The sequence below is a fragment of the Sphingomonas sp. LT1P40 genome, from assembly GCF_036663835.1.
Taxonomy (GTDB): domain Bacteria; phylum Pseudomonadota; class Alphaproteobacteria; order Sphingomonadales; family Sphingomonadaceae; genus Sphingomonas.
This window is the reverse complement of the sequence record NZ_JAXOJT010000002.1, coordinates 211,463-235,080: the sequence shown is the minus strand read 5'-3', so window position 1 is coordinate 235,080 and position 23,618 is coordinate 211,463. Positions and strand designations below refer to the sequence as shown.

The 23,618-nt window shown below is 65.4% G+C and carries 20 protein-coding genes, 1 tRNA gene and 1 pseudogene; 10 read left to right on the top strand and 12 right to left on the bottom strand.

Annotated features, from left to right (window positions below):
• Positions 1-74: 74 nt before the first annotated feature.
• Together U1702_RS12495 and U1702_RS12490 are read left to right on the top strand one after the other, a co-directional pair.
• Positions 75-557, top strand: coding sequence for an outer membrane protein assembly factor BamE (locus tag U1702_RS12495; protein WP_332725094.1), 483 nt, complete (start codon positions 75-77; stop codon positions 555-557).
• 115 nt (positions 558-672) lie between these two features.
• Positions 673-1,194 carry an RcnB family protein gene (locus tag U1702_RS12490; protein ID WP_332725092.1) on the top strand — a complete coding sequence of 174 codons (522 nt, stop codon included), beginning with the start codon at positions 673-675 and terminating at the stop codon, positions 1,192-1,194.
• Positions 1,195-1,575: 381 nt separating this feature from the next.
• Here U1702_RS12490 and pbpC read toward each other — a convergent pair whose 3' ends face one another.
• The gene (gene pbpC / locus U1702_RS12485) at positions 1,576-3,777 is read right to left on the bottom strand and encodes a penicillin-binding protein 1C (RefSeq protein WP_332725090.1); all 2,202 of its coding nucleotides are present in this window, start codon (positions 3,775-3,777) and stop codon (positions 1,576-1,578) included.
• 193 nt (positions 3,778-3,970) lie between these two features.
• On the bottom strand, positions 3,971-9,739 hold the full coding sequence (locus U1702_RS12480) for an alpha-2-macroglobulin family protein (RefSeq protein WP_332725088.1): 5,769 nt from the start codon (positions 9,737-9,739) through the stop codon (positions 3,971-3,973).
• A 175-nt stretch (positions 9,740-9,914) separates the two neighbouring features.
• On the opposite strand from U1702_RS12480, the gene U1702_RS12475 reads away from it, so the two are divergent.
• Complete coding sequence (locus U1702_RS12475; RefSeq protein WP_332725086.1) at positions 9,915-10,733, top strand: DUF6454 family protein; 819 nt, start codon at positions 9,915-9,917, stop codon at positions 10,731-10,733.
• Between the two features lie 34 nt (positions 10,734-10,767).
• Complete coding sequence (locus tag U1702_RS12470) at positions 10,768-11,088, top strand: hypothetical protein (RefSeq protein WP_332725084.1); 321 nt, start codon at positions 10,768-10,770, stop codon at positions 11,086-11,088.
• Between the two features lie 160 nt (positions 11,089-11,248).
• Here the strand turns inward: U1702_RS12470 and U1702_RS12465 are convergent.
• Positions 11,249-11,606, bottom strand: a pseudogene (locus tag U1702_RS12465) (IS30 family transposase); the annotation flags it as partial.
• Between the two features lie 9 nt (positions 11,607-11,615).
• Positions 11,616-11,783 carry a helix-turn-helix domain-containing protein gene (locus U1702_RS17125; RefSeq protein WP_443026841.1) on the bottom strand — a complete coding sequence of 56 codons (168 nt, stop codon included), beginning with the start codon at positions 11,781-11,783 and terminating at the stop codon, positions 11,616-11,618.
• 467 nt (positions 11,784-12,250) lie between these two features.
• Between U1702_RS17125 and aguB the strand changes: the two genes are divergently transcribed.
• From aguB to U1702_RS12445, 4 genes are all read left to right on the top strand, one after another.
• Positions 12,251-13,105, top strand: coding sequence for an N-carbamoylputrescine amidase (gene aguB / locus U1702_RS12460; protein WP_332725081.1), 855 nt, complete (start codon positions 12,251-12,253; stop codon positions 13,103-13,105).
• The gene (locus U1702_RS12455; protein ID WP_332725079.1) at positions 13,098-13,301 is read left to right on the top strand and encodes a hypothetical protein; all 204 of its coding nucleotides are present in this window, start codon (positions 13,098-13,100) and stop codon (positions 13,299-13,301) included. Before aguB ends, U1702_RS12455 begins: the two co-directional genes overlap by 8 nt.
• A 1-nt stretch (position 13,302) precedes the next feature.
• Positions 13,303-13,779: a 2-amino-4-hydroxy-6-hydroxymethyldihydropteridine diphosphokinase gene (folK, locus tag U1702_RS12450; RefSeq protein ID WP_332725077.1), complete on the top strand. Its 477-nt coding sequence runs from the start codon at positions 13,303-13,305 to the stop codon at positions 13,777-13,779.
• Between the two features lie 43 nt (positions 13,780-13,822).
• Positions 13,823-13,898: transfer RNA gene (locus tag U1702_RS12445), tRNA-Lys, on the top strand.
• A 30-nt stretch (positions 13,899-13,928) separates the two neighbouring features.
• Here U1702_RS12445 and U1702_RS12440 read toward each other — a convergent pair.
• From U1702_RS12440 to U1702_RS12415, 6 genes are all read right to left on the bottom strand, one after another.
• Complete coding sequence (locus tag U1702_RS12440) at positions 13,929-14,855, bottom strand: hypothetical protein (protein ID WP_332725075.1); 927 nt, start codon at positions 14,853-14,855, stop codon at positions 13,929-13,931.
• A 132-nt stretch (positions 14,856-14,987) separates the two neighbouring features.
• Entirely contained in the window at positions 14,988-15,884 is an 897-nt protein-coding gene (locus tag U1702_RS12435; protein ID WP_332725073.1) for a hypothetical protein, read from the bottom strand.
• Positions 15,885-15,967: 83 nt separating this feature from the next.
• Positions 15,968-17,464 carry an NAD(P)(+) transhydrogenase (Re/Si-specific) subunit beta gene (locus tag U1702_RS12430; RefSeq protein WP_332725071.1) on the bottom strand — a complete coding sequence of 499 codons (1,497 nt, stop codon included), beginning with the start codon at positions 17,462-17,464 and terminating at the stop codon, positions 15,968-15,970.
• 4 nt (positions 17,465-17,468) lie between these two features.
• Positions 17,469-17,747 (bottom strand): NAD(P) transhydrogenase subunit alpha part 2, encoded by a 279-nt coding sequence (locus U1702_RS12425; protein WP_332725069.1) that lies wholly within the window; start codon positions 17,745-17,747, stop codon positions 17,469-17,471.
• Between the two features lie 27 nt (positions 17,748-17,774).
• The gene (locus U1702_RS12420) at positions 17,775-18,896 is read right to left on the bottom strand and encodes an NAD(P) transhydrogenase subunit alpha (protein WP_332725067.1); all 1,122 of its coding nucleotides are present in this window, start codon (positions 18,894-18,896) and stop codon (positions 17,775-17,777) included.
• 1 nt (position 18,897) lies between these two features.
• Positions 18,898-19,020: an aa3-type cytochrome c oxidase subunit IV gene (locus tag U1702_RS12415; protein WP_332725065.1), complete on the bottom strand. Its 123-nt coding sequence runs from the start codon at positions 19,018-19,020 to the stop codon at positions 18,898-18,900.
• A 158-nt stretch (positions 19,021-19,178) separates the two neighbouring features.
• Here U1702_RS12415 and U1702_RS12410 point away from each other — a divergent pair, with 158 nt between their 5' ends.
• Positions 19,179-20,609: a sigma-54-dependent transcriptional regulator gene (locus U1702_RS12410; RefSeq protein ID WP_332725063.1), complete on the top strand. Its 1,431-nt coding sequence runs from the start codon at positions 19,179-19,181 to the stop codon at positions 20,607-20,609.
• A 51-nt stretch (positions 20,610-20,660) separates the two neighbouring features.
• Positions 20,661-21,203 carry a hypothetical protein gene (locus U1702_RS12405; RefSeq protein ID WP_332725061.1) on the top strand — a complete coding sequence of 181 codons (543 nt, stop codon included), beginning with the start codon at positions 20,661-20,663 and terminating at the stop codon, positions 21,201-21,203.
• Here the strand turns inward: U1702_RS12405 and folP are convergent.
• Both folP and U1702_RS12395 read right to left on the bottom strand, forming a co-directional pair.
• The gene (folP, locus tag U1702_RS12400; RefSeq protein ID WP_332725059.1) at positions 21,200-22,288 is read right to left on the bottom strand and encodes a dihydropteroate synthase; all 1,089 of its coding nucleotides are present in this window, start codon (positions 22,286-22,288) and stop codon (positions 21,200-21,202) included. The genes U1702_RS12405 and folP overlap by 4 nt on opposite strands.
• A 120-nt stretch (positions 22,289-22,408) precedes the next feature.
• The gene (locus tag U1702_RS12395; protein ID WP_443026860.1) at positions 22,409-23,512 is read right to left on the bottom strand and encodes a site-specific DNA-methyltransferase; all 1,104 of its coding nucleotides are present in this window, start codon (positions 23,510-23,512) and stop codon (positions 22,409-22,411) included.
• Positions 23,513-23,618: the final 106 nt, after the last annotated feature.

Genomic DNA, 23,618 nt, shown 5'->3' with positions numbered 1-23,618 from the left:
GAGGGGAACGGCGCGCGATGCAATGCGTGCGCCCCGTGTACGTTTGTATGTGCCCGATTGGGAGTTGAGTGTTGATGGTTTCCGCCCGTGTACTTCGTGTTGCCGTGTCCGGCCCCATATTGATTGGGCTCTTGCTGGGCGCGGGCGCATGCGCGCCGCTGCGCGGCTATCAGGGCTATGTCGTCGATTCCGATCTGGTGAACTCGGTGCAGCCCGGCGTGGACAACCGCGAATCGGTGCTGGCGACGTTGGGCAAGCCGACGCTGACCAGCCAGTTCAACCAGGGCGAATGGTATTATGTCGGGCGCCAGACCCGCAACTATGCCTTTAACGATCCCAAGGCGCGCGAACAGACGACGCTGCGCATCCGCTTCGACGCCGCCGGCAACGTCACCGACGTGAACCGGACCGGGGCGGAGCAGATCGCATCGATCAGCCCGTCAGGCAAGAAAACGCCGACGCTGGGCCGGGAACGCGGCTTCTTTGAGGATCTGTTCGGCAATATCGGCACCGTCGGCGCGCCGGGGACCGGGCCGGGGCCGAGCGACGGCCCCTGATAAAATAGCGCAGGCTTTCTATTCGCTGACAGCATCATTCCCGCGCCGTTCAGTTGCGAGGGGCTAAATCCTGCTTCACACCGGATCTCCCGGTAAGAAAGAAGGAGGAGCTGTGATGAAGAATAAGCTCATGTTCGCCGCACTGATCGCCGCCGTCGCTATGCCCGCAATGGCAGCCGCACCGGCCAGCGCGCAGAGCCAGCGCGAAGTGCGTCGTGACCGTCAGGACCTGCGTGAGGAACGCGGCGAGCTGCGCCGTGCCCAGCGTACCGGTGATCGTCGTGACATCCGCGAAGAGCGCCGTGACGTGCGGGAAGCTCGCCGCGACGTGCGCGATTCGGTCCAAGACCGTAACCGCCGCTGGGGCAATGACGACTGGCGCGGCTATCGCACCCAGAATCGCCGCGTCTATTCGCGTGGCAACTGGCGTGCGCCGTTCCGCTATAACGGCTTCAGCGCGGGCGTGCGGATTGCCCCGCAATATTATGGCAGCCGTTATTACATCAACGACCCGTGGCGCTATCGCCTGCCAGCGGCCGGCTATAACCAGCGCTGGGTGCGTCACTATGACGACATGCTGCTGGTCGACACCCGCCGCGGTCGGGTGATCCGCGTGATCCGGAACTTCTTCTGGTAATCGCCAGGCATCGACGAGCCAGCTGAAAGCTGGTGACTCGGGGAATGCGGTAACCAGGAATAAAAAGTGGCCGCGCCGGCGGATACGCTGCCGGCGCGACCGATTACCCGATGTCGATCCCGAAAGGGTAGGACCGAATGCTGCAACGCGCGTGAATCGGTTTGGTTCGATTTTCACGCGATGCCGCAGATGCCGGGTTGTTTTCTTCGCACGCCATGTCCCTGTGGCAACTTCTGGTGGGGCATGGCGCGCGGCGAAGCGGCCCGGCATCATCGTGCGCGCTTGAAGTGGCGGCACCGGCCCGCTCCCCCACCCGGCCACCCATTTCAGAATACGCTGTGGGTGGCCGGGTGGGGGAGCGGGCCGGCGCCGTCTTACGCGCTAACGCACTGTGAACATCACCTGATCGACCACCCGCCCGCCCAGATCGACCAATCGCAATTTATGCGATCCCGGCCCCGCCAGCACCATCGGTCTCGCGTCCGCCGCGCCCAGATCGCGGCCATCCAGCACCAGCCGATGCCCGGTCACTTCCCCGGTCACCGAAATCGCCATGCGTTGCCGCTCGATCGGGATGTCGGGGTCGAGCGCATAGACGCTGCCCGACAGCGGGCTGACGATACGCGGGCGGCGCGACCCTGCGGGTGCCGCCGCGACACGGTTCATCGCCGTGCCGCGCAGGAAGAACTCGCGCCGTGGCTGCTCGATGCCACCGCCAAAGACAATCGCGCGTTGCTCGATTCCCTCGGGCCGCACGGGCTGGCGACCGGGTCGCCCGGTGTGCAGCGCCATCATCACGTCGCGCCACACCGGCGCCGCACCGCTGGTGCCGGATACGGCGCGCATCGGATCGCCCTCCAGATTGCCGATCCACACGCCCACCGTGTAGCGGTCGCTGAAGCCGATGCACCAATTGTCGCGCATCCCCTTTGACGTCCCCGTCTTCACCGCCGCCCAAAATGGCAGGCGCAGCGCCGAATCCATCCCAAACGTGCTGGCGCGGGCATTGGGATCGGCGATCATGTCGCTCACCAGCCATGCCGCCTGCGGCGTGGTGGTGACGCGCGCAGGTTGCGCCTTCTCACCTTTCCGCACCGTAAGCGGCGCAAAACGCCCGCCCAGCACCAAGCTGCGAAATGCTGCGACCTGTTCGACCAACGTCACCTCCGCCGACCCCAAGGCCAGACTGAATCCGTAATACTCACCGTCCTCGGTCAGCCCGCGATAGCCGGTGTCCCACAGCCGGTCCCGAAACGCCTCGACCCCCGTCAGCACCAGGGTTCGCACGGCGGGGACGTTCAGCGATCCCGCCAGCGCCGCCCGCGCGCTCACCGGCCCCTTGAACGCACGGTCGTAATTTTGCGGCACGTACAGGCCGGATGCGGTGTCCAGCTGAACCGGCGAATCGTCGAGGATCGAGGCGGGGGTCAGATACCCCTTCTCGATCGCCTGCGCGTACAGGAATGGTTTCAGCGTCGATCCGGCCTGCCGATAACTCGCAGCGCCATCCACCGACGGTGCCGTGGACTCGCCGCCAATCCCGCCGACCCACGCCAGGATCTCCCCGGTCTGGTTGTCCGCCACCACCACCGCGCCATCCCGCGCGCGCGTCCCGCCCAGCCCCAGTAGCTGCCGTCTGAGCGCCCGGATCGCCACCTGCTGAATGCCCGTATCGATCGTCGTCGTCACCCGCGCACCCGGCTCGGTCAGCAACCGGTTGGCCAGATGAGGTGCGAGACCGGGGTCGAGCGCAAGGCTGCGCGCCGGACCCAACATCGACGCCGCCGCTCCGGCAAAGCGCGCGCAGTCCGAGTTCCGGGACGCCGTATTACGAAGGAGGGCACAGGCCCGCCGCGCGACTTCGGGCGCGCCCGCCGAGGGGTTCGGCAACAGCGCCGCCAGCAAATAGCCGTCATCCCGCGTCAGCGCGTCGGGCGTCTTGCCAAACAGCCCCAAAGCCGCCGCGCCGATCCCCTGCGCCTCCCCACGAAACCCGGCCAGGTTGAGATAGGCCTCCAGGATATCGTCCTTCGACCACACCCGCTCCAGCGCCGCGCCCGCCCGCATCTGCCGAAACTTGTCGAACAGCCCGCGCGACCCCGGTGCCGCAAGCTCGGGTGCCAGATACGCCGCGACCTGCATCGACAGCGTCGACGCTCCGCGCGCGCGCTTGCCCTGCACCCGGTCGCGGATCGATCCGGCGACCGACCACCAGTCGATCCCGTCATGGTCCCGAAAGCGCCGGTCCTCCGCCGCCACCAGTGCCTCGACCGCATCGGGCGCGATCTTGTCGGGTGTCACCCAGCCCAGCCGCCGCGCCGCAAAATCCACCCGCGACGAATCGAGCAACCGCCCATTGCGGTCGTACAGCCATGCCTCGGACGGCTTCCACCCAGCGACGGTGGCGGCATGACCGGGCAGGCGCGGAGGCAGGGTGGCATAGTCGATCGCGGCATAGACCCCGGCGAAGGCCAATACCGTTGCAACGACGATACGCGGCCCGGTCCACCATGCGCGATGCGTGGGAGCCTCAATGCTTGCCCACAGCCGCCGCGTGCGAGTCCAGATGCGCCAACGCAGCATTCACTCCCCTCCCTGAAAGGGAGGGGCAGGGGGTGGGTTTTGCGGCGGGGGAAGCTCGATGCCTCCCATGCCGCATTTCAGGGATGCCACTGAGATCATGCCGATGCGCCCGGACGCGCGCACCCACTCCCAACCCCTCCCTTTCAGGGAGGGGAGCGTCGCGATCCCGTAAGCATTACTCGCACCCCTCACGTCACCGCTGCGCAATCACCACCGGCGAATTCGGCACCGCCGCGCGGATCTCCGGCGAGTACATTGCCTCGACCTTCGACGGCGGCAGCTGCATCCGGCCCGCCGCGTTCAGCCGCATCGTGTAGCTGACGGTATGCGTGCCCCGTGGCAGCCAGGCGAAATAGCCGCGCCAGCTATCCCGCCCGCGCTCGACATAGCTGGGCTGCGTGCCCGAACCCTCGCCGCCTTCCGCCAGCATCTCCGATTGCCCGCCCAGCGATCCGATCACCGTCGCGCCCGCGGGAACCGGATCGTTGACGACCACCCAGTTGCGCTCGGCACTCGCCTCCACCGTCAGCGTCACGCGCAGTACGTCGCCGCGCGTCAGCACGCCCTTGGTCTTGGCCTGCACCACATCGACCTTGCGCGTCAGTTTGTAGCCCGCACTTAGCGGCTGGGTCAGCGGCACGGCGGCGCGCACCTGCACCATCGCCCACGGCCCGGAGCCGCCCGCCTGCGACATCCGCAGCGGCGTTGCCTGTCCCACCGGCGGCAGGGCAAAGACGAAACTGCGCTGCGGGTCGGCCAGCGGCCAGCCCCGACGCACCGTCTGCGTCCCCAGCGACGCGGTGGTGATCCCCGCCACCGCTTCCGCCGGATAGATGCCAGCAAATTTGCGCGCCGCGACCACGCCCCACGCATTGGCCGTGGTCGTGTCCCAATGCCCGCGTTGCTGGCGCAGCGCCGCCCCGGTCATCATCTTCGGCGTCTCGCCCTGGAAGGATGGCCGCCCGACCGTGGCGACTAAAGCTTTCAACACCGCCTCATCGCCCGACGCCATCATCCACCACGGGCTGTTGGCCTTGTCGGTCAGGTCGATCCGCGTACCTTCATAGACCAGCCGCGTCTTGAGCACGCCCTCCGCCGCCGCGCGCAATTGCGCCCCATTCGCCAGCCCCGGCACCCGGCCCAGCGCCGCGATATAATCGGCCAAAGTCGATGTCGGCATGTCCGCTGGCCCCATGCCCAGCTGCCCCAGCATCGCCGCGCTCGCCGCCCCCTGCCGTGCCAGCGCCGCGAACGCCGCGACCTTTTGCAACCGCACATCGCCATAGGTCTCGCGCCGCAAGCGTCCGTCGAGCACCGCCTTCATCGCTTCGATCATGCGGCCACGCGGCCCTTCGGGCAGCGGCAGTCCCGCCTCCGCCGTGATCGACAGGACATAGGCCGTCAGCGCCTCCGACCCCGACAATTGCTCTGACGGGAAATACCGCAATAGCCCGTCGCGATCGACATAGACCGGCATCTCGCCCGCCAGCGCGTTCCACGCGCCGGTATCGCCCAGCGCAATCGCCTTCGACGTGCGCTGCTCGAAACAGCCATAGGGATAGGCCGACATATACGCACGGACCCCCTCCAGCGGCGGCACGAGCGTATTCGTCAGCTGGACGGAAACGTTGCCGAACCCCGGCAATGCACCGGCGGGCGGCTGGATCGAGATCGTCCCGTCCGCCCCAACCCGCGTCAACGTCGCGGCCCAGGTTTCGACCGGCACCGCCGGTGCGATTTCCTGCGACACGGTGATCATGTCGCTCGCCTTGCCGCTCGCGTCCTTGGCCGTGACCTTCCAGTTCAATTTATCGAAGCCAGCCGGTGCCGTCAGGTTCCACGCGATCGGCACTGCGCCACCCGCCGGAATCTCGACCGTCAGGTCGCGGCCCTTCGCCACCGTTGGCGATACCTCGACGCTCGCCGTCACCTTCATCGGCTTGTCGGAGCCATTGCGCAGCGTGAACCCAGCGGAGAAGAAATCGCCGTTCCGCACCAGCGGCGGAATCCCCGCAAAGATGCTCAGATCCTGCGCGGTGCGGATGTTCGTCTCGCCCGTACCGAACCCCTGCCCCTTGTCGCCCAGCGCGATCGCAACCAGCTTGAACGAGGTCAATGCGTCGGACAGCGGCACGTCGACCGTTGCCCGGCCACTGCCGTCCAGCGGCACCTTGCCGCGCCACAACAGTACCGGCTGGAAATTCTCGCGGTTCAGCGCAGACAGATCGCCACCACCGCCGCCGCCAGCCTCCACTGCCTTCCGCCCATAATGCCGTTTGCCCACCACCTGCATCTGCGCGGTCGATGTGAGGACCGAGATCGGCCGGTCGCCCATCATCGCCTTCAGCACGTCCCAGCTTTCATTGGGGGCAAGCTGCAACAGCGCCTCGTCTACCGCCACGAACGCCACGTCCGCGCTCGGTGCGGCCTTGCCGTTCGAACCCTTTACTTCGACCGCGACCTTGGCGGTATCGCGCGCGGCATAGCGTTCCCTGTCGGCCTTGACCGCCACGGCCATGCGATGGCCTTCCCAGCCGACCTTCACCTTGGCGATGCCCAGCCGGTAACTCGGCTTGGCCAGATCGACCGTCGCAGTCGGCGACGCCCCTTCGCGGGAGAAGAACGGCAGGCCCCATTTGCGGGCGAGGTCCGCCCACCAGAGCTTCCACCCGCCGATGCGCCCGCGCACCGCCATGACGGAGACATAGACGTCCGGCGCATAAACGCCCTGCAACGGAACCTCGACCACCGGATTGTCGCCCGAGAGTTCGGTGACGAAGCTCGACATCACGCCTTCGCGTTCGACCGTCACCAGCGCAGTCGCCTCGCGAAACGGCATCCGCACCTGGAATTTCGCGGTGTCGGTGGACTTATACTCCTGGCTCTCGGCGATCACATCCATCCGGTCGCCATTGTCGCCGCCGAACCACCAGTCGTCCTCGCCCGCCAGCCATACCGACGTCGTGGCGCGCGCGACATTGCCGCTGCCGTCGCTGGTCGTCGCCACCGCATAGACTTCGCCCGACACGCCCGGGTCGATCTGGCATTGCGCCAGCCCGAGCGAATCCGTCGTCGCCGAACAACTCGCGGAAATCTTGGTCGTCCGCATGTTGTTCTCATAGGCATAGAAGCCGCCGATCAGCCGCCGCCGCGCGGTCAGCACTTCACGGCTATACACCGCCACCTGCACCCGCTGCCCCTTGATCGGCTTGCCCGCCATATCCAGCGCGACCAGCCGCAGGCGCAGATCGTCCTCCTTCATCAGCCAGCCATCGGTCTTGACCCCCAGCTGCACGCCCGACGCGTAGAGCGGCACGCGGCGCGAAGCGGTCAGCACCTCGCCATTGGCATCCTGATAATCCATCTCGACGCGCATCTGGGTGTTGCCGTCCAGTGTCTGTGGAATCTCCACGCTGGACCGCGCCGTCCCGTCCGCCCCCAATGTCACCGGCAGCGTCTGCATCGGCGGGAGCGTCAGCGAATCCTCCTCGCCCTCGCCATTCAGCGGTTTGGTCCCCTCTGCGATCGCCTTCCCGCCGAAACTATAGCCGTCATAGCCATCGGGGCTGGGGAAGCTGTCATAGTAACCGATGCGCAGTTCGACCGGCAGGTTCGACGCCCCGCCGCCGGACAGATAACCGACGAACAGGTCGAGCGGCAGGATCTTGGCCTTCACCGCCGCTTCCTTCGGCCCCGCGACCGATGCGCGCATCGTCGGCAGCTTATATTCGTCGACCTTGATCGTCTGGTTCGTCCAGACGACATCCTCGTCCTCGCCCGCCTTTGCGGGCCGCACGAATTGCAGCGAATAATCGCCCATCGGCGCGCCCTGCGGCACGTTCCACTGCGTCTCGCCAATACCGTTGGCGTCGATCGTCACCGGCATCTCGAACTTGGTGTCGGAGCCGTTGTGCGTCAGCCGCAGCTTGCCGGTAAACGCCGTCGGATAGACAAAGCCCTGCGCCACCGGACGGCGCAGGACATGCTTCATGTTCACCGCTTCGCCCTGTCGCACCAGCGCGCGGTCGAAGATGGTGTGGACGATCTCGCCCGCCGCTTCATAGCCATAGCGCAAGTCGAAGTCGTAAGGCCGGATACCCTCGCCCCACGCCGTCAGGGTGAAGCTCATATCGTCGCCCTTGCGCGCCGACACCATCAGCGGGTGCGATTCCGACCCGTCGTCGCAACTGCCCCAGCTTTGCGGCTCGGGAATCCCCTGATTGACCGCCAGCCGCCCCTGCGCATCGGTGTTGCCCGCCGCCAGCGCCGCGCCGGTGCAGCTGTCGGTCACCTTCACCGCCGCGCCCGCCACCGGCTTGCCGGTATCGAGCGACGTCACCCACGCCAGCGAGCCTTCGCGCCCCCATTTGAAATGCACCGCCATGTTGGTGACCAGCGCCCCCGCCGCCACATAACGCGGCGCATCGCGGCCCAGCAATGCGCGGCCCAGCTGCGGCGACGCCAGCTCGACGACATAGAATCCGGGCTTGGTCAGCGGAATCCCGACGACCTCGAAATCCTTACCCTTGCCCGGCAACCCGATGTTCAGCGGCGCACCGCCCGCCTTTGTCAGGATCGGCTGGGCCCCGGTCTGGTTGATACGGATCGTCTCCTCGCCGCGCTTGACCTCATCGACTTCATAATCGTCGGCCTTGTCGATCGTGCGCAGCCATTTGGCGATCACCCCGTCCGACGCATCGACTCGCATATGCTGGCCGGCAACGGTCAGATTCTTGCCCTGCAACGCCGGTTCGACGTTGCGCACGGTGACCGGCAGGATGCCGCCCTCACCGGCCTCGATAATCCCGAAATTCGCCGCGAATTTCACCAACGGTGGCGCTTCGTCGAAGCGCACGTCGAGCGGGAAGCGCTCGGCATTCGACAACACCCGCCCGCTCTCATCCTTGATCCCCGCTGGCAACACCAGCTTGGCGTCGGTGGACGCGGGCAACGGCGACGCGAACTTCAAATCGCTGACCGTATTGGTCTTCTTGTCGTCATCCGACAGCACCGGCGACAGCTTCGTCCCGTCCGCCAGCTCGATCCGAACCTGCGTCGCCAGCTCCTTCGGAATCCGTGCCGTAAAGCGGACCCATGCTTCCTGCACCGGCGAACACCCGGCCTGCGGATTGACCCGCGAACATTCGAACCGCGCGGTGAACGGCTTGCGCACCGTAAAGTCGAACCGCTGGTCCGCCCCCGCCGTCTTGCCCCCGGCACCCGCAATCGACGCGCCCCATACCAGCGACACGTCACGCCCCGGCGGCAACGGACGCCCGCATTTCACCGCGACCACGCTCGCCAGCGCCTTGCTGCGCTCGCCCGCATCCTCGGGCAATTTCTCGGCAATCCCCGAATCGCTCAGGAAATTGCGAACTTCCCAGCGCGCCGGGTTCAAATCCTGGATCAGCTTCGGCGCGACCTCCGCACCCAGCACCTCGACCGGAATCCGCTCGCCCAGCCCCTCGACCGCGCAATAGGCACCCGCCGCGATCGACGCGCGTGTCGCGGGCATATTGGTGCCGATCAGGAACACCTGATCCTCCTCGACCTCACCGCCATAGCGCGTCGGCAGCAACCCCTTCACCGTCGGCCCGCCCGCGTCGATCTTGAACATCCGCGATCCGGTGACTTCATAACCGGACAGGCTCTTCAGCTTCTCGACCAGCACAATGTCGCAAGTCGCGCCACCGGGGAGCGGCGACGCGAATTCATGGACGAAGGTCTGCTGATCGACCCAGCGCCCCTCGCCCCCGACCGGACAGGTCACCTTGATCGGCGTGGCCGCACGCGGATTGCCCAGCGGCACCATCGGCTGGCTGAAGCGGATCGTGTACCGCTCGATCGCGCCATCGCCCACGCCCGGCGTGGACAGCACCACCTGCGGACTGGAATCGCCCCAGGCAGCCAACGGCGTCAAAGCCAGTGCCAGAATCGCGGCGGCGCGTGCGAGCTGCTTCATAACCCCTCTCCCCAAGGATGGCGGGGAGCCTAGCGGGACGCGCGGCGGTGTCCAGTGTCAGGATCGCACCCGGCGACTCGCCCCGCGGTGCAGCTTTTCTGCAACAGAAATGCGGGTTTTCTGACACACACATCTGTCATGGCGCGCGGAACTTCACTGACCGGGGGCACGTCAGATGATCCGCAAGACCATGCGATCCACCTTCGCCGGATTCCTGCTGGTGCTGTCGAGCCTGGCGGTCGCCGCCGCGCCATATGAGTGGGAGGGCGCGATCGAGCAGGCCCGGCTCATCGGCAGCCATCAACTCGACGGCGAGTTGTTCCACGTCCAGGGCCTCGAACTCGAACCCCGCCGCATCTGGATCACCTCGGTCGATGAAGCGAACCGCAAAGCCTGGCTCCATGAGTTCGACCGGCGCACGCGAAAACTCCTGCGGCGACTGGACCTGACCGACGGCGCAAAATATCACCCCGGCGGCATCTCGATCGCTGGCCGTTCGATCTGGATCGCGGTCGCGGAATATCGGCCGAACAGCACCGCAACACTGGTCGAAATCGATGCGGATAGCCTGGCGATACGCCGGAAAATCCACGTCACCGACCATCTGGGCTATGTCGCGGCATCGGGCCGTCACCTGGTCGCGGGCAATTGGGACAGCAAATTGCTCTACATCTTCGATCTGGCAACGGACGCCCCGCCCCGGATTGTCCCCAACCCGTCCGCCACCCGCTATCAGGACATGAAGTTCGTCGACGGCCACCTCGTCGCGGGCGGATCGCTGACATTGTGGAGCGGAGCAGTCGACTGGATCGACTGGCCCACGATGAAGGTCACGCGGTCGCTGCGCGCCGGGGCCGTCGGCCCGATCCGCCCGGTCGGTCGCGGCGGGCCGTACACCGGCGAAGGCATGGCGATCGAAGGCCGCGACCTCTACCTCGTCCCCGAAGACGGCCCCAGCCGCCTGTTTCATTTCCGGCTTGATGCGCGCACCTGATGAATCGCTGTCACCGCCATGCTAGGGCGGCACCATGCTCCACACCCGCAGCCTCTCCGGCACCGTCGCAATCGACGGGTTGTACTATGACTGGGAACTTCGCAGCGAGCCGCAACCCTGCGGTGACGGCGACTGGAAAGGCATGACGGTGTCGCTGCGGCAACAGGACATGCAGCGCGAAGCCCTGCTCGAATTCCCCACGCCCAAGCGCTTGTTGAAAGGCCTGCCCAGAGGCCGCATCCAGATCAACGACGCCATCGCCGCCAGAGGTGTGCGCGCGGCGCTGGCGGCGGGGTGGGAGCCGGAGACGCGGGGGAAGCCGATGGTGTTCGTGGTGGATGCTGACGGGAATTAGGTAGCTCCCAACCACGACTCGAAGGCGGTCGCACCCATTTTTTTACCCCTTTCCCGTTCTTAACGGGCGCATCGGGTCGGGTGAGGGCCTTCTTCTTCTGTCGCCGCCGCGCCGATAAGAAGAATACCCTCCCCAACCCCTATCGCGACGGCGGGAGGGGCTACCGCACATGACCCGCAAGCCACAACATCGTCACCCCGGGGCTTGAGACGGGTGTGGATTCACATTGGAAGTGCAACGGGTTGATGAAGGCCTCGGCAGGGGTTTGGAAGCCGAGGCATTTTCGGGGCGTGTGATTGTAGGGCGTGAGGATGCCGTCGATGCGATCGTCGGGCAAGGCGTGAAGGTCTGTTTTGCGTGGCAGGCTGCGGCGAAGCCTTCCGATGGCGTTTTCTACGCCGCCTTTTTTGCCAGGGTGCGTGCGGATGGCAGAAGAAGAGATCGATACCGAGTCGTTTTGCGATCTGCCGGTGGCGTGTAAACTCGGTGCCGTTGTCGAAGGTGATGGATCGTCGCAGCGCCCCCGCTCACCACTGTTGCGCTTCAACTCGCGGGCGATGGTCGATCCCGGCTTCGCTGGGGCAGGCTGGCTGGCGATCCAGAGCTGCAGCGATTTTCCGGATCGATTGCCCCGCTTCACGAAGCCGGGCAATCGAACGGCGTTCCTCGATCGATAACTGGCTGTAGTTCGACATGGCAGCACCTGTGTCAGGCGTTGCACTCGTTTGTGAACTCAGGGGGGGGCGCTGCCTTGCCCGGCGCAAGAAGCTGGACCCGGCTCAAGGCCGGGGTGACTAGAGGGAAACGCCCGCTCAAACCCACACCCCCCGTCACCCTGAAACGAGTTCAGCATGACGGTAGCAGGGCTAGTGAAATCTTTCCTTTAGCCACGGCTCTTGCTGCCAAGCCTTTCAGCAGTGAGTGCTGAACCATAGATCCCTTTGTCGAGAGACTGTCTGCCCCATTGACCATCGGCCAATTCATGCCAGCGATAGGTAAAGCGACGATCTGTACGCCTGACGATCAGGATATGTCGAATGCATCCGCTAGGCCCGATCGTTTTGACAATCTCTTTGGTCATGCGGAGATCAAAGCTTCGACACGTCATAATCTGTAGCTTGAATTACGTGCCTTTCCCGCCCCACCTCCCTAAATACCCCACATGACCCAACTCACCGTCGCCGCGCTGCAGCTCGCTTTCACCACCGACACCGCGCGGAACATCGCCAACGTCACCGATCTCGTCCGTGAGGCGGCGGCGCGGGGCGCGCAGGTCGTCCTCCCCCCCGAATTGTTCGAGGGGGAGTATTTCTGCCGGGTCGAGGACGAGGGGCTATTCGCGTTGGCGCAACCGGTGGCCACTCATCCTGTCGTCACCGCGATGCAGAAACTCGCCGCCGAGCTGGAAATTCACATCCCGACCAGCTTCTTCGAGGCGGACGGGCCGCATCATTACAATTCGCTCGCCATGATCGGGCCGGACGGCAAGGTCGCCGGGGTCTATCGCAAGAGCCACATTCCCGTTGGGCCGGGTTACGAAGAGAAATATTATTTCCGCCCGGGGAATACGGGGTTCAAGGTGTGGGACGGCCCCGCCGCCGATGCGACGCTGGGGGTCGGCATCTGCTGGGATCAATGGTACCCCGAAACCGCGCGCACGATGATGCTGATGGGCGCGCAGATCCTGTTCTACCCGACTGCAATCGGTTCCGAACCCTATGATTCCGATCTCGACACCAGCCGCATGTGGCGGCGCGCGATGGTGGGCCATGCCGTGTCCAACATCGTCCCCGTGATCGCGTCGAACCGCATCGGCACCGAGGGCGATCAGCGTTTCTACGGCCACAGCTTCATCTGCGACGAATGGGGCGATATCGTCGCGGAATTCGGTGCCGAGGAAACCGGCGTGCTGACCGCCACGCTGGACCTGGATCGTGCGCGGAAACACCGCGCCGGCATGGGCTTCTTCCGCGACCGCCGCCCGGAATTGTACCGGCGGATGGTAGAAGATGTCTGAGCCACTGGATCGCGCACAGCGGCGGCTGTTGCGTCGTCTCTATAACGGCCGCACCGTCCCGATCGTGGTGGATGGCCAGTCGTTCGCAACCTATCGCGCGGCCACGGGCTATCTGTTGTCGCTTACGACCGAGGCGCGTGACGCCGCTTATGCGCAGATGAAGGCGTTCGCAAAGGCGGACAGGACCGAGCTGTAACATGTCCGGCAGTGGCAGCCATTACGTCGTTGCGCTGGGATCGAACCGGCGCGGGCGGCATGGCGCGCCCAAACGCGAGGTACGCGCCGCGATCGCGGCGATCGGCGGCGTAATCCGGGCATCGCCGCCGATCGCCACCGCGCCGCTGGGGCCGTCGCGCCGTCGTTTCGTCAATGCCGCGATCCTGATCGAGAGCGACGAGACGCCGCCCGAATTGCTTGAGCGATTAAAGGCGATCGAGCGCGCCTTTGGCCGCCGTCGCGGACGTCGTTGGGATGCACGGGTGATCGACCTCGATATCATCCTGTGGTCGGGCGGCGCATGGAGCAGCGTCGGGCTGACCGTCCCACACCCCCTGTTCCGACAACGGGCCTTCGTGCTGCGGCCGCTGTGCATCATCGTCCCGAACTGGCGCGATCCGCTGAGCGGACGCACGATCCGTCAACTGGCTGCACGATCCCGGCTTTCCGGCGGTTGACCGGGCGGGGCGGCACGCTTAGGTGCCGCGCAGGAATTGGTGAGGGCTCGTAGCTCAGTCGGTAGAGCAACGGACTTTTAATCTGTAGGTCCCGGGTTCGAATCCCGGCGAGCCCACCAGCTCTTTTGCGATCTCGCTGCGGGATCCGCTTATCCCGCCGCCAGCCCCGCGCGCGCCGCTGCCGCGAAATAGCCGCGCATCCCGCCGGTTGCGTGTTCTGTCAGCGTAATATGCGCGCGACGCTTGTCCGTGGGGTCAGCTTCTCGCCCGAACAGATTGGCGTCGTGCAGCGTTCCGATCCAGCGCAGCGCCGTGGTCGGTGGCACCGCTGCGGCAATGCACAGGCTGGACACGGACACACGGCGTCCCTCCAGTCGGGCAGCGTAGAGGTCGAGCAGCATGTCCCAGGCGGGATCGGCGAACAATTCCGACGGAAAATGCTGGTCGCGCAACCGCCGCGCCCGGATAGTCGAGCGCACGACACGCGGATCCGGATCAGGCTCGATAGCAGGTTCGGCGCGAAAGCTATTTGCGCGGTCGCGGACGCCGCCGGGGCGCTCGGCGCTGAGCTGGGTCAGCACTTCCGCCAACCGCGCGACTTCGTCGTTCAGCATCCGCAACCGCTCCGCCTCGCGCTCATGCGTCGCGTCGTGCAGGCGTGCGCCAGGTTCCGCCATCACCGCGACCAGTGCGGCGGCATATTGGGCGGGCGAGGCATCGCACAGCAACGCCGTACACCGGTTGAGCAGCGGCGGCGCGACCGCATCGATCGCCGCAGCATCGAGCAGTGCCACGATCCGGCAGTGGCGTGCGTCGTGGCGGCTGGCCAGCGCATCCGCTGCATCGGCCGCCTCCAAGTGCCCCACGCCGGTGGCATCGAACAGCACGATATCGAGCCGAATTTGCATATCGATCCGTGCCGCCATCGCTACGGGCTCGACCCGGTCGATCAGCCGCGCGCCCGCCGCCTCGATCGCGCGGGCATGCGCATCCATCCGGTTCGGCGCGGCGACGATCAGCGCGGTCGGCGCAAGGACGCCGGGATCCGGGGCGAACGACACGACAGTCTCAATCATGCAATACCTCCGCTTTGCAACGCATTGCGGATGTTTCTCCTGCCAAGGGCCTGAGCGGTAGGCAGAAGAATGTCCGTTCTCAACCCGTCTGTTGCGAAGTATCTCCAGAACGGATCAAGAACGCAAGTACGATCAGCCGAACACTTCCTCGGCATCCTCGAATTCGTCCTCGACCAGCAGGCGTGCGGCGGTCGCGGCGCTGCCGCCGCTGAGCGCGATCCAGATCGCGGCGACCACGGCGCTGCCGATCGACTGCAGGATCATCATGGTGCTGAACCCGCTCATCATCGCGGCCTGACGTTCGGCGGCAAGCATCGTCGCATCGGGGTTGCCGGCCGCGGACATGATGTCGGCGAAATAGCTGCCCACCGAGAAGATGCCGACGACCATCGACAGCACGAAGCCGATCACGGTGACGACGAGCGCGGCACCGAACAATGTCCAGAAACGCCCGCGGCTCAACCGCCAGGCTTCGCCAATGACGAATGCGCGGCGATGCAGCGTGAGCGGGAAGGCTAGCGAGAAGCGAACGAGCAGATAGACCACCGCGCCAAACACGACGAGGCCGATCAGAAAGCTCAATGCGATGACGAGACCGGGCGATTCGCTGCTGGTGGCGACACCGACGCTGAACAGCCCGACGACGAACCCCGCGCCAAAGAAGAAGATGAGCCCGATGATACCGAACAGCAGGACCAGGGCAATCATCCGCAACTCGTCCCCGCCAAAGCGCAGAAAGGCGAGGCCACCGGCGTCGGGCCGCAGCACCGATCGCATCGAAGCAGTGTAGAGAACGACGCCGACGATCATGAGCACGATATTGAGCAGCCAGACCGGCCCCATCGCCGCCATCGCGGCGCTCGGATCGCCAGCCGTATCGGGGTTGACGATGCCTGCCATCAATGGCTGCATCGCCAACAGGATGGCGATGTTACAGGCGAGGTAGATCCCCGCCCAAACAGCCACGGCCGTGAAATGCTCGCGGAACACGCCGAATGCGCCTTCCAGAATCTTGCCGATACTAATCATTGCCCCAACCCCCTGATTGGCGGCCGGTCGGCACCGGATCAGTCGAGGTGTTTGCCAGATCGTGAATGGATTGATCCCCCGGATCAATCCAGATTCTTCACGATCTCCTCGACCATCTTCTTGGCATCGGCCAGCAGCATCATCGTATTGTCCTGATAAAACACGTCATTGTCCACGCCGGCGTAACCGACGCCGCCCATGGAGCGTTTGATGAACAATACCGTCTTGGCCTTGTTCACGTCGAACACGGGCATGCCATAGATGGGCGAGGACTTGTCGGTCTTGGCCGCCGGATTGACGACATCGTTGGCGCCGATGATGAACGCGACATCTGTCTGCGCGAACTCGCTGTTGATGTCCTCCAGCTCGAACACCTCGTCATAGGGGACGTTCGCTTCGGCCAGCAGGACGTTCATATGGCCGGGCATGCGCCCTGCGACCGGGTGGATCGCGTATTTCACGCGGACGCCATGTTCCTTGAGTTTGTCGCCCATTTCGCGCAGCGTGTGCTGCGCCTGGGCGACAGCCATGCCGTATCCGGGGACGATGATGATCTGTTCGGCCTGACTCATCAGGAAGGCGGCGTCCTCGGCGGAGCCGCGCTTCCACGGGCGATCGGTTGCCGCTGCTGCGCCAGCACCGCCGCTGTCGCCGCCAAAGCCGCCCGCGATCACGCTGATGAAGCTGCGGTTCATCGCGCGGCACATGATGTAGGACAGGATCGCGCCCGAAGACCCGACCAGCGCGCCGGTGATGATCATCGCGGTGTTGCCAAGCGTAAAGCCCATCGCCGCCGCCGCCCAGCCGGAATAGCTGTTGAGCATCGACACCACCACCGGCATGTCCGCCCCGCCAATCGGAATGATGAGCAGGAAACCGATCAGGAAGGACAAAGCGAGCACGGTCCAGAACACCCATTCGGGGACTTCGAGTTGGATCGTGTAGAAGGCGATCAGGCCGATAATCCCGGCGAGCGTGCCCAGGTTTATGACATGCCGCCCCGGCAGCATGATCGGCTTGCCGCCCATATTGCCATTCAGTTTCAAGAAGGCGATAACCGAGCCGGAGAAGGTGATCGCGCCGATTGCGACGCCAAGACCCAGCTCGATCCGGCTGACCGGCAGAATCAGTCCGGCGTTTGGCGAACCCGCCGAAAAGACGATCCCGAATGCTTGCGGGTTCAGATAGGCGGCGACGCCGACCAGCACGGCGGCAAGGCCGACAAGGCTGTGGAAGCCCGCGACCAGCTGCGGCATGTCGGTCATCTTGATCTTACGTGCGACAACCCAGCCAAAGCCGCCACCAATCGCGATGGCGGCAACAATCTCACCGAGCGTAACGAGGTCGGGGAAACCTCCGGCTACGGCAATGGCTGGCGCATGCGCACCGCTTAGGCCACCTAGCGGCACATGCGTGACGAGCGTCGTCACCACCGCGATCAACATCCCCGCCATGCCGAAGCGATTGCCGCGACGGCTGGTCGCGGGGGAGGACAGGCCGCGCAACGCGACGATGAAACAGACGCCCGCGATCAGATAGGCGAGCGCAATCCAGGGGTTGACGGGAGCAACTTCGTGCATCGGCTCAGCCCTTCTTCTTGTACATGGCGAGCATGCGCGCGGTGACGGCGAACCCGCCGAAAATATTGACACTGGCCAGCGCCACCGCGATCAGCCCCAGCCATTTCGAAGTCGGGCTCCCGGCGGCGGCAGACGCGATCAGCGCGCCGACGATGATGACGCTGGAGATGGCGTTGGTGACGGCCATCAGCGGCGTGTGCAGCGCCGGGGTCACCGACCACACCACATAATAGCCGACGAAGCACGCCAGCACGAAGATCGACAGGATCGAGATGAAGTCCATGGTCCAGCGCCCCCTTGCGCCCGATAATCAGGTGAGCAGCCGCTCGTTCACAATCTTGCCACCCTGTGTCAGCCGAATCGCGTCGCCGATTTCCTCGTCGAGGACCGGTTTGCCCGCTTCCTTGTCCCAGAAGGCGGACAGAAAGTTGTAGAGATTGCGCGCGAACAGGGCCGAGGCGTCGGACGCCAGCCGTGAGGCGACGTTCTTGTGGCCGACGATCTTCACACCGTGGATCGTGACGACTTCGCCCGCGACCGCACCCTCGACATTGCCGCCGCTTTCGACGGCGAGATCGACGATCACGCTGCCCGGCCGCATCGACGCTATCTGAGCGTCGCTGATCAGCCGCGGCGCGGGGCGGCCCGGGATCAGCGCGGTGGTGATGACGATGTCCTGCTTGGCGATATGCGACGACACGAGTTCGGCTTGGGCTGCCTTATATTCGTCGCTCATTTCGGTGGCATAGCCGCCCGAGCCTTCGCCTTCGATCCCGGCGACATTCTCGACGAAGATCGGTTTCGCGCCCAGCGACTGGATCTGCTCCTTCGTCGCCGACCGCACATCGGTGGCCGACACCTGCGCGCCCAGGCGGCGGGCGGTGGCGATGGCCTGAAGCCCTGCGACGCCGACGCCCATGACGAACGCTTTTGCAGCGGAAATCGTGCCCGCGGCGGTCATCATCATCGGAAAGGCGCGGCCATATTCCCCCGCCGCGTCCAGCACCGCCTTGTACCCGGCGAGGTTAGACTGGGAGGAGAGGATATCCATTGACTGCGCGCGGGTGATGCGCGGCATGAACTCCATTGCCAGCGCCTCGATGCCGAGCGACGCATAGGCGTCGACACGCTCGCGCTCGCCGAACGGGTTGAGGCCCGCCGCCAGCCATGCACCGGACTTGATGCCGGACAGCGAACCGACATCCGGTCCGGCCACGCCCAGCACGATATCGGCATTCGCCAGCACATCAGCCCGCGAACCGACGGTGGCACCCGCCGCCGCGTAGCCGTCATCGGCAAAGGAAGCAGCCTCACCCGCGCCGCTCTCGACCGCCACTTCGGCCCCAAGCGCGATGAACTTCTTGACCGTCTCCGGCGTCGCGGAAACGCGCCGCTCGCCTGCGGCGGTTTCCTTGAGGACCGCGATCTTCACGTCAGGCGATCAGCCAGACGACGAGTGCGGCGAGTATGACGGTGACGATCGTGCCGACCTTCAGCATCCGCATGAACCCGCCATAGGTGTTTTCATGTGCCTTCATGTCGCCGCTCTGGGCCATGCGTCTTCCCCTGTTACTACTTGTTTGCACGTTCCTTAGACGGCGTGCTCGCCCCCCTCAACCCCTGCGCGCTTTTGGTACGCTTAAGCCCGTCTTTACCCAAGGCGGTTATGTCACATGGCCACATTAGGGACAGTTGGCACAGTGGGGACAGATACATGACGCGCAACGGCCAGCGCCAGTTGATGCTGATCGACGATGAGCCCGCCCAGCGGCGGCTGGTCGCGGCAATCGCCGCGCGTCGCGGATGGCGCACGATCTTTGCCGGGGATGCCGAGACTGCATTGGCGACCTTGGGCACGCCCGATGGCATGGCGCTGGATGCGATCGTGCTGGATCACTGGGCGCCCGATTTCGATGCGGCGGCGCTGATCGCCGAACTGCGGCTGAACCGTCCGATGCTGCCGATTTTGTTGCTGACCGCCAATGGCTCGGTTGCCGCCGCCGTCAGCGCGATGCGCGCCGGGGCCACCGATTTCCTGACGAAACCGATCGCCGCCGACCGGTTGCTCGCCGCACTGGATACGGCGGTGGGGGGCAAGGTGTCGGGCGAATTGCGTCCGCTGACCGAAAAACTGACCGCCAACCTGGCATTCGACGAAATCGTCGGCAGCGCACCGCAATTCCGCGCCGCACTGGCGATTGCGGCCAAGGCGGCACGGGCGCGGGTGCCCGTACTGATCGAAGGCGAAAGCGGCGTCGGCAAGGAAGTGGTGGCGGAGGCGATTCACGCCGCATCGCCCCGCCATGCGAAGCCGGTGGTGCGGGTGAATTGCGGGGCGATCCCGGCGAATCTGGTCGAATCCGAACTGTTCGGGCACGAAAAGGGCGCGTTCACCGGCGCGTTCGAGCGCAAGATCGGGCGCTTTCAGGAGGCGGATGGCGGGACCATTTTCCTCGACGAAATCGGCGAGATGCCGCTGGAGGCGCAGGTCAAGTTGCTCCGCGTCGTCCAGTCGGGCGAAATCCAGCCGATCGGTGCGCGGCATGTCAGCGAAGTCGATGTCCGCGTGATCGCGGCGACCAACAAGACGCTGCTGACCGAAGTCGAGGAAGGGCGATTCCGCGAGGATCTTTACTACCGGCTGAACGTGGTGCAGGTCACGATCCCTCCCTTGCGCGACCGTGGCGGCGATATCGCGCCGCTGGCCCGACATCTGCTGGCGCGGGTGGGGGAACAGCCGGGGTTGCGCCCGCTGGGGATTACCGACGATGCCATCGCCTTGCTGGGCAGCTATGACTGGCCGGGCAATGTCCGCCAGCTTCAGAACGCCTTGTTCCGCGCCGCCGTGCTGTGTGACGGCGACGCGCTGACCCGCGCCGACTTCCCACAGATCGCGCAGCTTTCCGGCGGACGTCCGGCAGGGGCGGCATCGGCCAATGGCGGGGCGGCGTCCGGGGCGGGGATCACCCTGTTCAAGCCCGACGGCAATCTGCGTGCGCTGGAGGAGATCGAGGCGGATGTGATTCGCCTTGCGATCGGCCATTATCGCGGGCGGATGACGGAGGTTGCGCGGCGGCTGGGGATTGGGCGCTCGACGCTCTACCGCAAGCTCGGCGAACTGGGAATCGACCAGAACGCCGCGTGATGCGCCGAACCGTCTAGCGAAGACGGGTGTGCTTCCCATATAAAGCAGACGATGCTTCGAATCCTGCTTGTGATCGTGGCCCTTGCGGCCTTGGCCTTTTTCGCGGTGGCGCTGCTTGCGGCGGGTGCCGTGGCGTTTGGCGCGTATTTCGGCATTCGCAAGCTGAGGGATCGGTTTGCGACGGTCCGGTTTAAGCGGATGCGCAACGCCAAGCCCGGCGATCCCCTGGAGGATGCCTGGACGCTGACCGCCAACGAGGCCGACTGGGCCGTCAGCCGGATCGCGGCGGCGCGGACCAGCTGTGCGCGGCTGATTTCGATTGCCGAGGCTGAGCCGCTGGCGACCGACGCGGTCGACTGGGCGAATGTCGTGCGCCGCCGGGTGCCCGATCTGGTCGCCGCGTGCATGGACGAGTGCCGCGACGCAACGGCGGGTGAGCGTCGCCGCAATCTGGAAGATCTGATCGAGAGCCTGGAAAAGATCGGCGCCGAGGCGGATCGTCGGCGGGGCCGGTTCCGAGATGTGCGGACCAGCCCGTTCGCGGTGCAGCGGACCTATGTGGATCAGCGTACCCGGTCCGATCCCTTAGGCTAACGCCCGACCAGCGCTGCGTCGCGCAGGCCGCGCCAGACGCGAAGGGCCTGCACCGTTTCCGGCACGTCATGGACGCGCAGCAATTGCGCGCCGAGTTCAGCCCCTTTGAGCGCCAGCGCCAGCGAGCCGCCCAGCCGCTGGTCGGCGGGGGCTTCGTTCGACAGCGCGCCGATGATGCGCTTGCGACTGGCCCCGAGCAGCAGCGGCACGCCAAGCCCGTGGAACAGCGCCAGCCCGTTCAGTAACGCCAGATTGTCCGACAATGCCTTGCCGAACCCGATGCCGGGGTCGGCGATGATGCGGCTGCGGTCGACGCCCGCCGCGACGACGGCGGCGATACGCGCTTCCAGCCAGTCATAGACTTCGATCAGCGGGTCGCCATAGCCGCGCCCGCCATCCGCGCCGTGCTTCGGGTCGCCGGCGTGCATCAGCACCACCGGGCAGCCCGCGCGCACCACGACATCGAGCGCGCGGTCGTCCCACAGCAATGCCGCGACGTCGTTGACGATATGTGCGCCTGCCGCCAGCGCCGCCTCCATCACCCCGGCCTTGCGCGTATCGGCGGAGACGAGCGTACCGCCGCGCGCGAGGCGTTCGATGACGGGCACCACGCGGGCGATCTCGTCGCCTTCCCATACTTCCGCCGCGCCGGGGCGAGTCGATTCGCCGCCGACATCGATCAGCGCCGCGCCCTGTGCCGCCATGCCGACGCCCGCCGATGCGGCGGCTTCGGGATCGCCAACATGCTTGCCGCCGTCGGAGAAGCTGTCTGGCGTCAGGTTGAGGATGCCCATCACCTGCGGCTGGTCGAAGCGCAGCGTGCGCTCGCCCAGCTGGAGCGCGGGACGGGGAGCGGTGATGCGGACGTGGATCGCCTGAATGCGTTCGTCGGGAGGGAGGTCGGCGACGGAGATCGTGCGTTGGGCGACGCGCTTGCCGTCTGCGACCGCGATCAGTTCATAGGCGGAGAACCACAGAAGCCCGCCCGCCAGCCGCACCAGTTCGCCGTCGCGGTCGATCGGGGAATCCGCGAATTGTACAGGGCGCAGGTAGAGTTGCGCCTGTGCGGGCAGCGTGAACGTCATTCAAAAGTCCCAAAAGTCACATCACCCCTACACGTGAGACGCGCAGGGTTTTGATCGCGAAAATGGCGAGCGGGACGATCATCGCAGAAACCCGCGATGTAGGAAAATGATCGTTGCGTCTTACGGCTGCGTCGCCAGCAAATAGGTCTGGCGCAGCGTGTCGATCGGCCGCAGCCCCTCGGGCGTTTCGTGGTGCCAGAAGGTCCAGCCATTGCACGACGGCGCATTCTGCAGCGTCGCGCCCACCTTGTGGATAGACCCCGCCGTGCCGCAATCGGTAAGCAGCGAGCCATCGGCCTTTACCACCGCGCGCCATTTACGCTTGGAATCGGACAGGATCGCGCCGGGGGTGAGATAGCCGGTTTCGATCAGCGTGCCGAACGCGACGCGGGGTGCCTGGCGCGGGGCCATCATCGTCGTCACGGCGGATTCGTCGAGCGGCAGCGCGGCAGCGATGCGTTCCTGTGCCGCCTCGACATAGCCGCCTTCGCGCTCGATCCCGATCCAGTGGCGACGCAGCCGTTTGGCCACCGCGCCGGTGGTGCCGGTGCCGAAGAACGGATCGAGGATCACGTCGCCGGGCTTGGTGCAGGCGAGCATCACGCGATACAGCAGCGCTTCGGGTTTCTGCGTCGGATGAACCTTGGTGCCGTTCTTCTTCAGCCGCTCCTGTCCGCCGCAGATCGGGAATTCCCAGTCGCTGCGCATCTGAAGCTCGTCGTTTAGCGTCTTCATGCTGCGATAGTTGAAGGTGTATTTCGCCTTCTCGCCCATCGACGCCCAGATCAGCGTCTCATGCGCGTTGGTGAAGCGCGTGCCCTTGAAATTGGGCATCGGATTGGCCTTGCGCCAGATGATGTCGTTGAGAATCCAGAAGCCGAGGTCCTGGATCGCCGAGCCGACCTTGAAGATATTGTGATAGCTGCCGATCACCCAGATCGTGCCGTTCGGTTTCAGAATGCGACGCGCCTCGGCCAGCCATGCCCGCGTGAATGCGTCATAGGCATTCAGCGAATCGAACTTGTCCCATTCGTCGTTGACCGCATCGACCAGGCTGCCATCGGGGCGGTTGAGGTCGCCGCCCAGCTGAAGATTATAGGGCGGATCGGCGAAGATCATGTCGATCGACGCGGCGGGTAATGCGCGCATCGCCTCGATGCAATCCTGTTGAATGATCGTGTCGAGCGGGAGGACGTCGATCCAGCTGCGGGTGCGCACGTCCACCGTGTCCGCCAGCGGACGCGCCTTCGCGACCTTTTCGATGACCCCCAATTAACTACTCCCAGCCCCGTTGAGCGAGCGAAACGCCACGAAAGCGTGGAGTCCGTCA

What these genes read in the sequence shown, in the direction of transcription:
- U1702_RS12495 (WP_332725094.1), top strand. Translation starts at nt 75, where the DNA reads ATGGTTTCCGCCCGTGTACTTCGTGTTGCCGTGTCCGGCCCCATATTG.
- U1702_RS12490 (WP_332725092.1), top strand. Translation starts at nt 673, where the DNA reads ATGAAGAATAAGCTCATGTTCGCCGCACTGATCGCCGCCGTCGCTATG.
- pbpC (WP_332725090.1), bottom strand. Translation starts at nt 3,777, where the DNA reads ATGCTGCGTTGGCGCATCTGGACTCGCACGCGGCGGCTGTGGGCAAGC.
- U1702_RS12480 (WP_332725088.1), bottom strand. Translation starts at nt 9,739, where the DNA reads ATGAAGCAGCTCGCACGCGCCGCCGCGATTCTGGCACTGGCTTTGACG.
- U1702_RS12475 (WP_332725086.1), top strand. Translation starts at nt 9,915, where the DNA reads ATGATCCGCAAGACCATGCGATCCACCTTCGCCGGATTCCTGCTGGTG.
- U1702_RS12470 (WP_332725084.1), top strand. Translation starts at nt 10,768, where the DNA reads ATGCTCCACACCCGCAGCCTCTCCGGCACCGTCGCAATCGACGGGTTG.
- U1702_RS17125 (WP_443026841.1), bottom strand. Translation starts at nt 11,783, where the DNA reads ATGTCGAACTACAGCCAGTTATCGATCGAGGAACGCCGTTCGATTGCC.
- aguB (WP_332725081.1), top strand. Translation starts at nt 12,251, where the DNA reads ATGACCCAACTCACCGTCGCCGCGCTGCAGCTCGCTTTCACCACCGAC.
- U1702_RS12455 (WP_332725079.1), top strand. Translation starts at nt 13,098, where the DNA reads ATGTCTGAGCCACTGGATCGCGCACAGCGGCGGCTGTTGCGTCGTCTC.
- folK (WP_332725077.1), top strand. Translation starts at nt 13,303, where the DNA reads ATGTCCGGCAGTGGCAGCCATTACGTCGTTGCGCTGGGATCGAACCGG.
- U1702_RS12440 (WP_332725075.1), bottom strand. Translation starts at nt 14,855, where the DNA reads ATGATTGAGACTGTCGTGTCGTTCGCCCCGGATCCCGGCGTCCTTGCG.
- U1702_RS12435 (WP_332725073.1), bottom strand. Translation starts at nt 15,884, where the DNA reads ATGATTAGTATCGGCAAGATTCTGGAAGGCGCATTCGGCGTGTTCCGC.
- U1702_RS12430 (WP_332725071.1), bottom strand. Translation starts at nt 17,464, where the DNA reads ATGCACGAAGTTGCTCCCGTCAACCCCTGGATTGCGCTCGCCTATCTG.
- U1702_RS12425 (WP_332725069.1), bottom strand. Translation starts at nt 17,747, where the DNA reads ATGGACTTCATCTCGATCCTGTCGATCTTCGTGCTGGCGTGCTTCGTC.
- U1702_RS12415 (WP_332725065.1), bottom strand. Translation starts at nt 19,020, where the DNA reads ATGGCCCAGAGCGGCGACATGAAGGCACATGAAAACACCTATGGCGGG.
- U1702_RS12410 (WP_332725063.1), top strand. Translation starts at nt 19,179, where the DNA reads ATGACGCGCAACGGCCAGCGCCAGTTGATGCTGATCGACGATGAGCCC.
- U1702_RS12405 (WP_332725061.1), top strand. Translation starts at nt 20,661, where the DNA reads ATGCTTCGAATCCTGCTTGTGATCGTGGCCCTTGCGGCCTTGGCCTTT.
- folP (WP_332725059.1), bottom strand. Translation starts at nt 22,288, where the DNA reads ATGACGTTCACGCTGCCCGCACAGGCGCAACTCTACCTGCGCCCTGTA.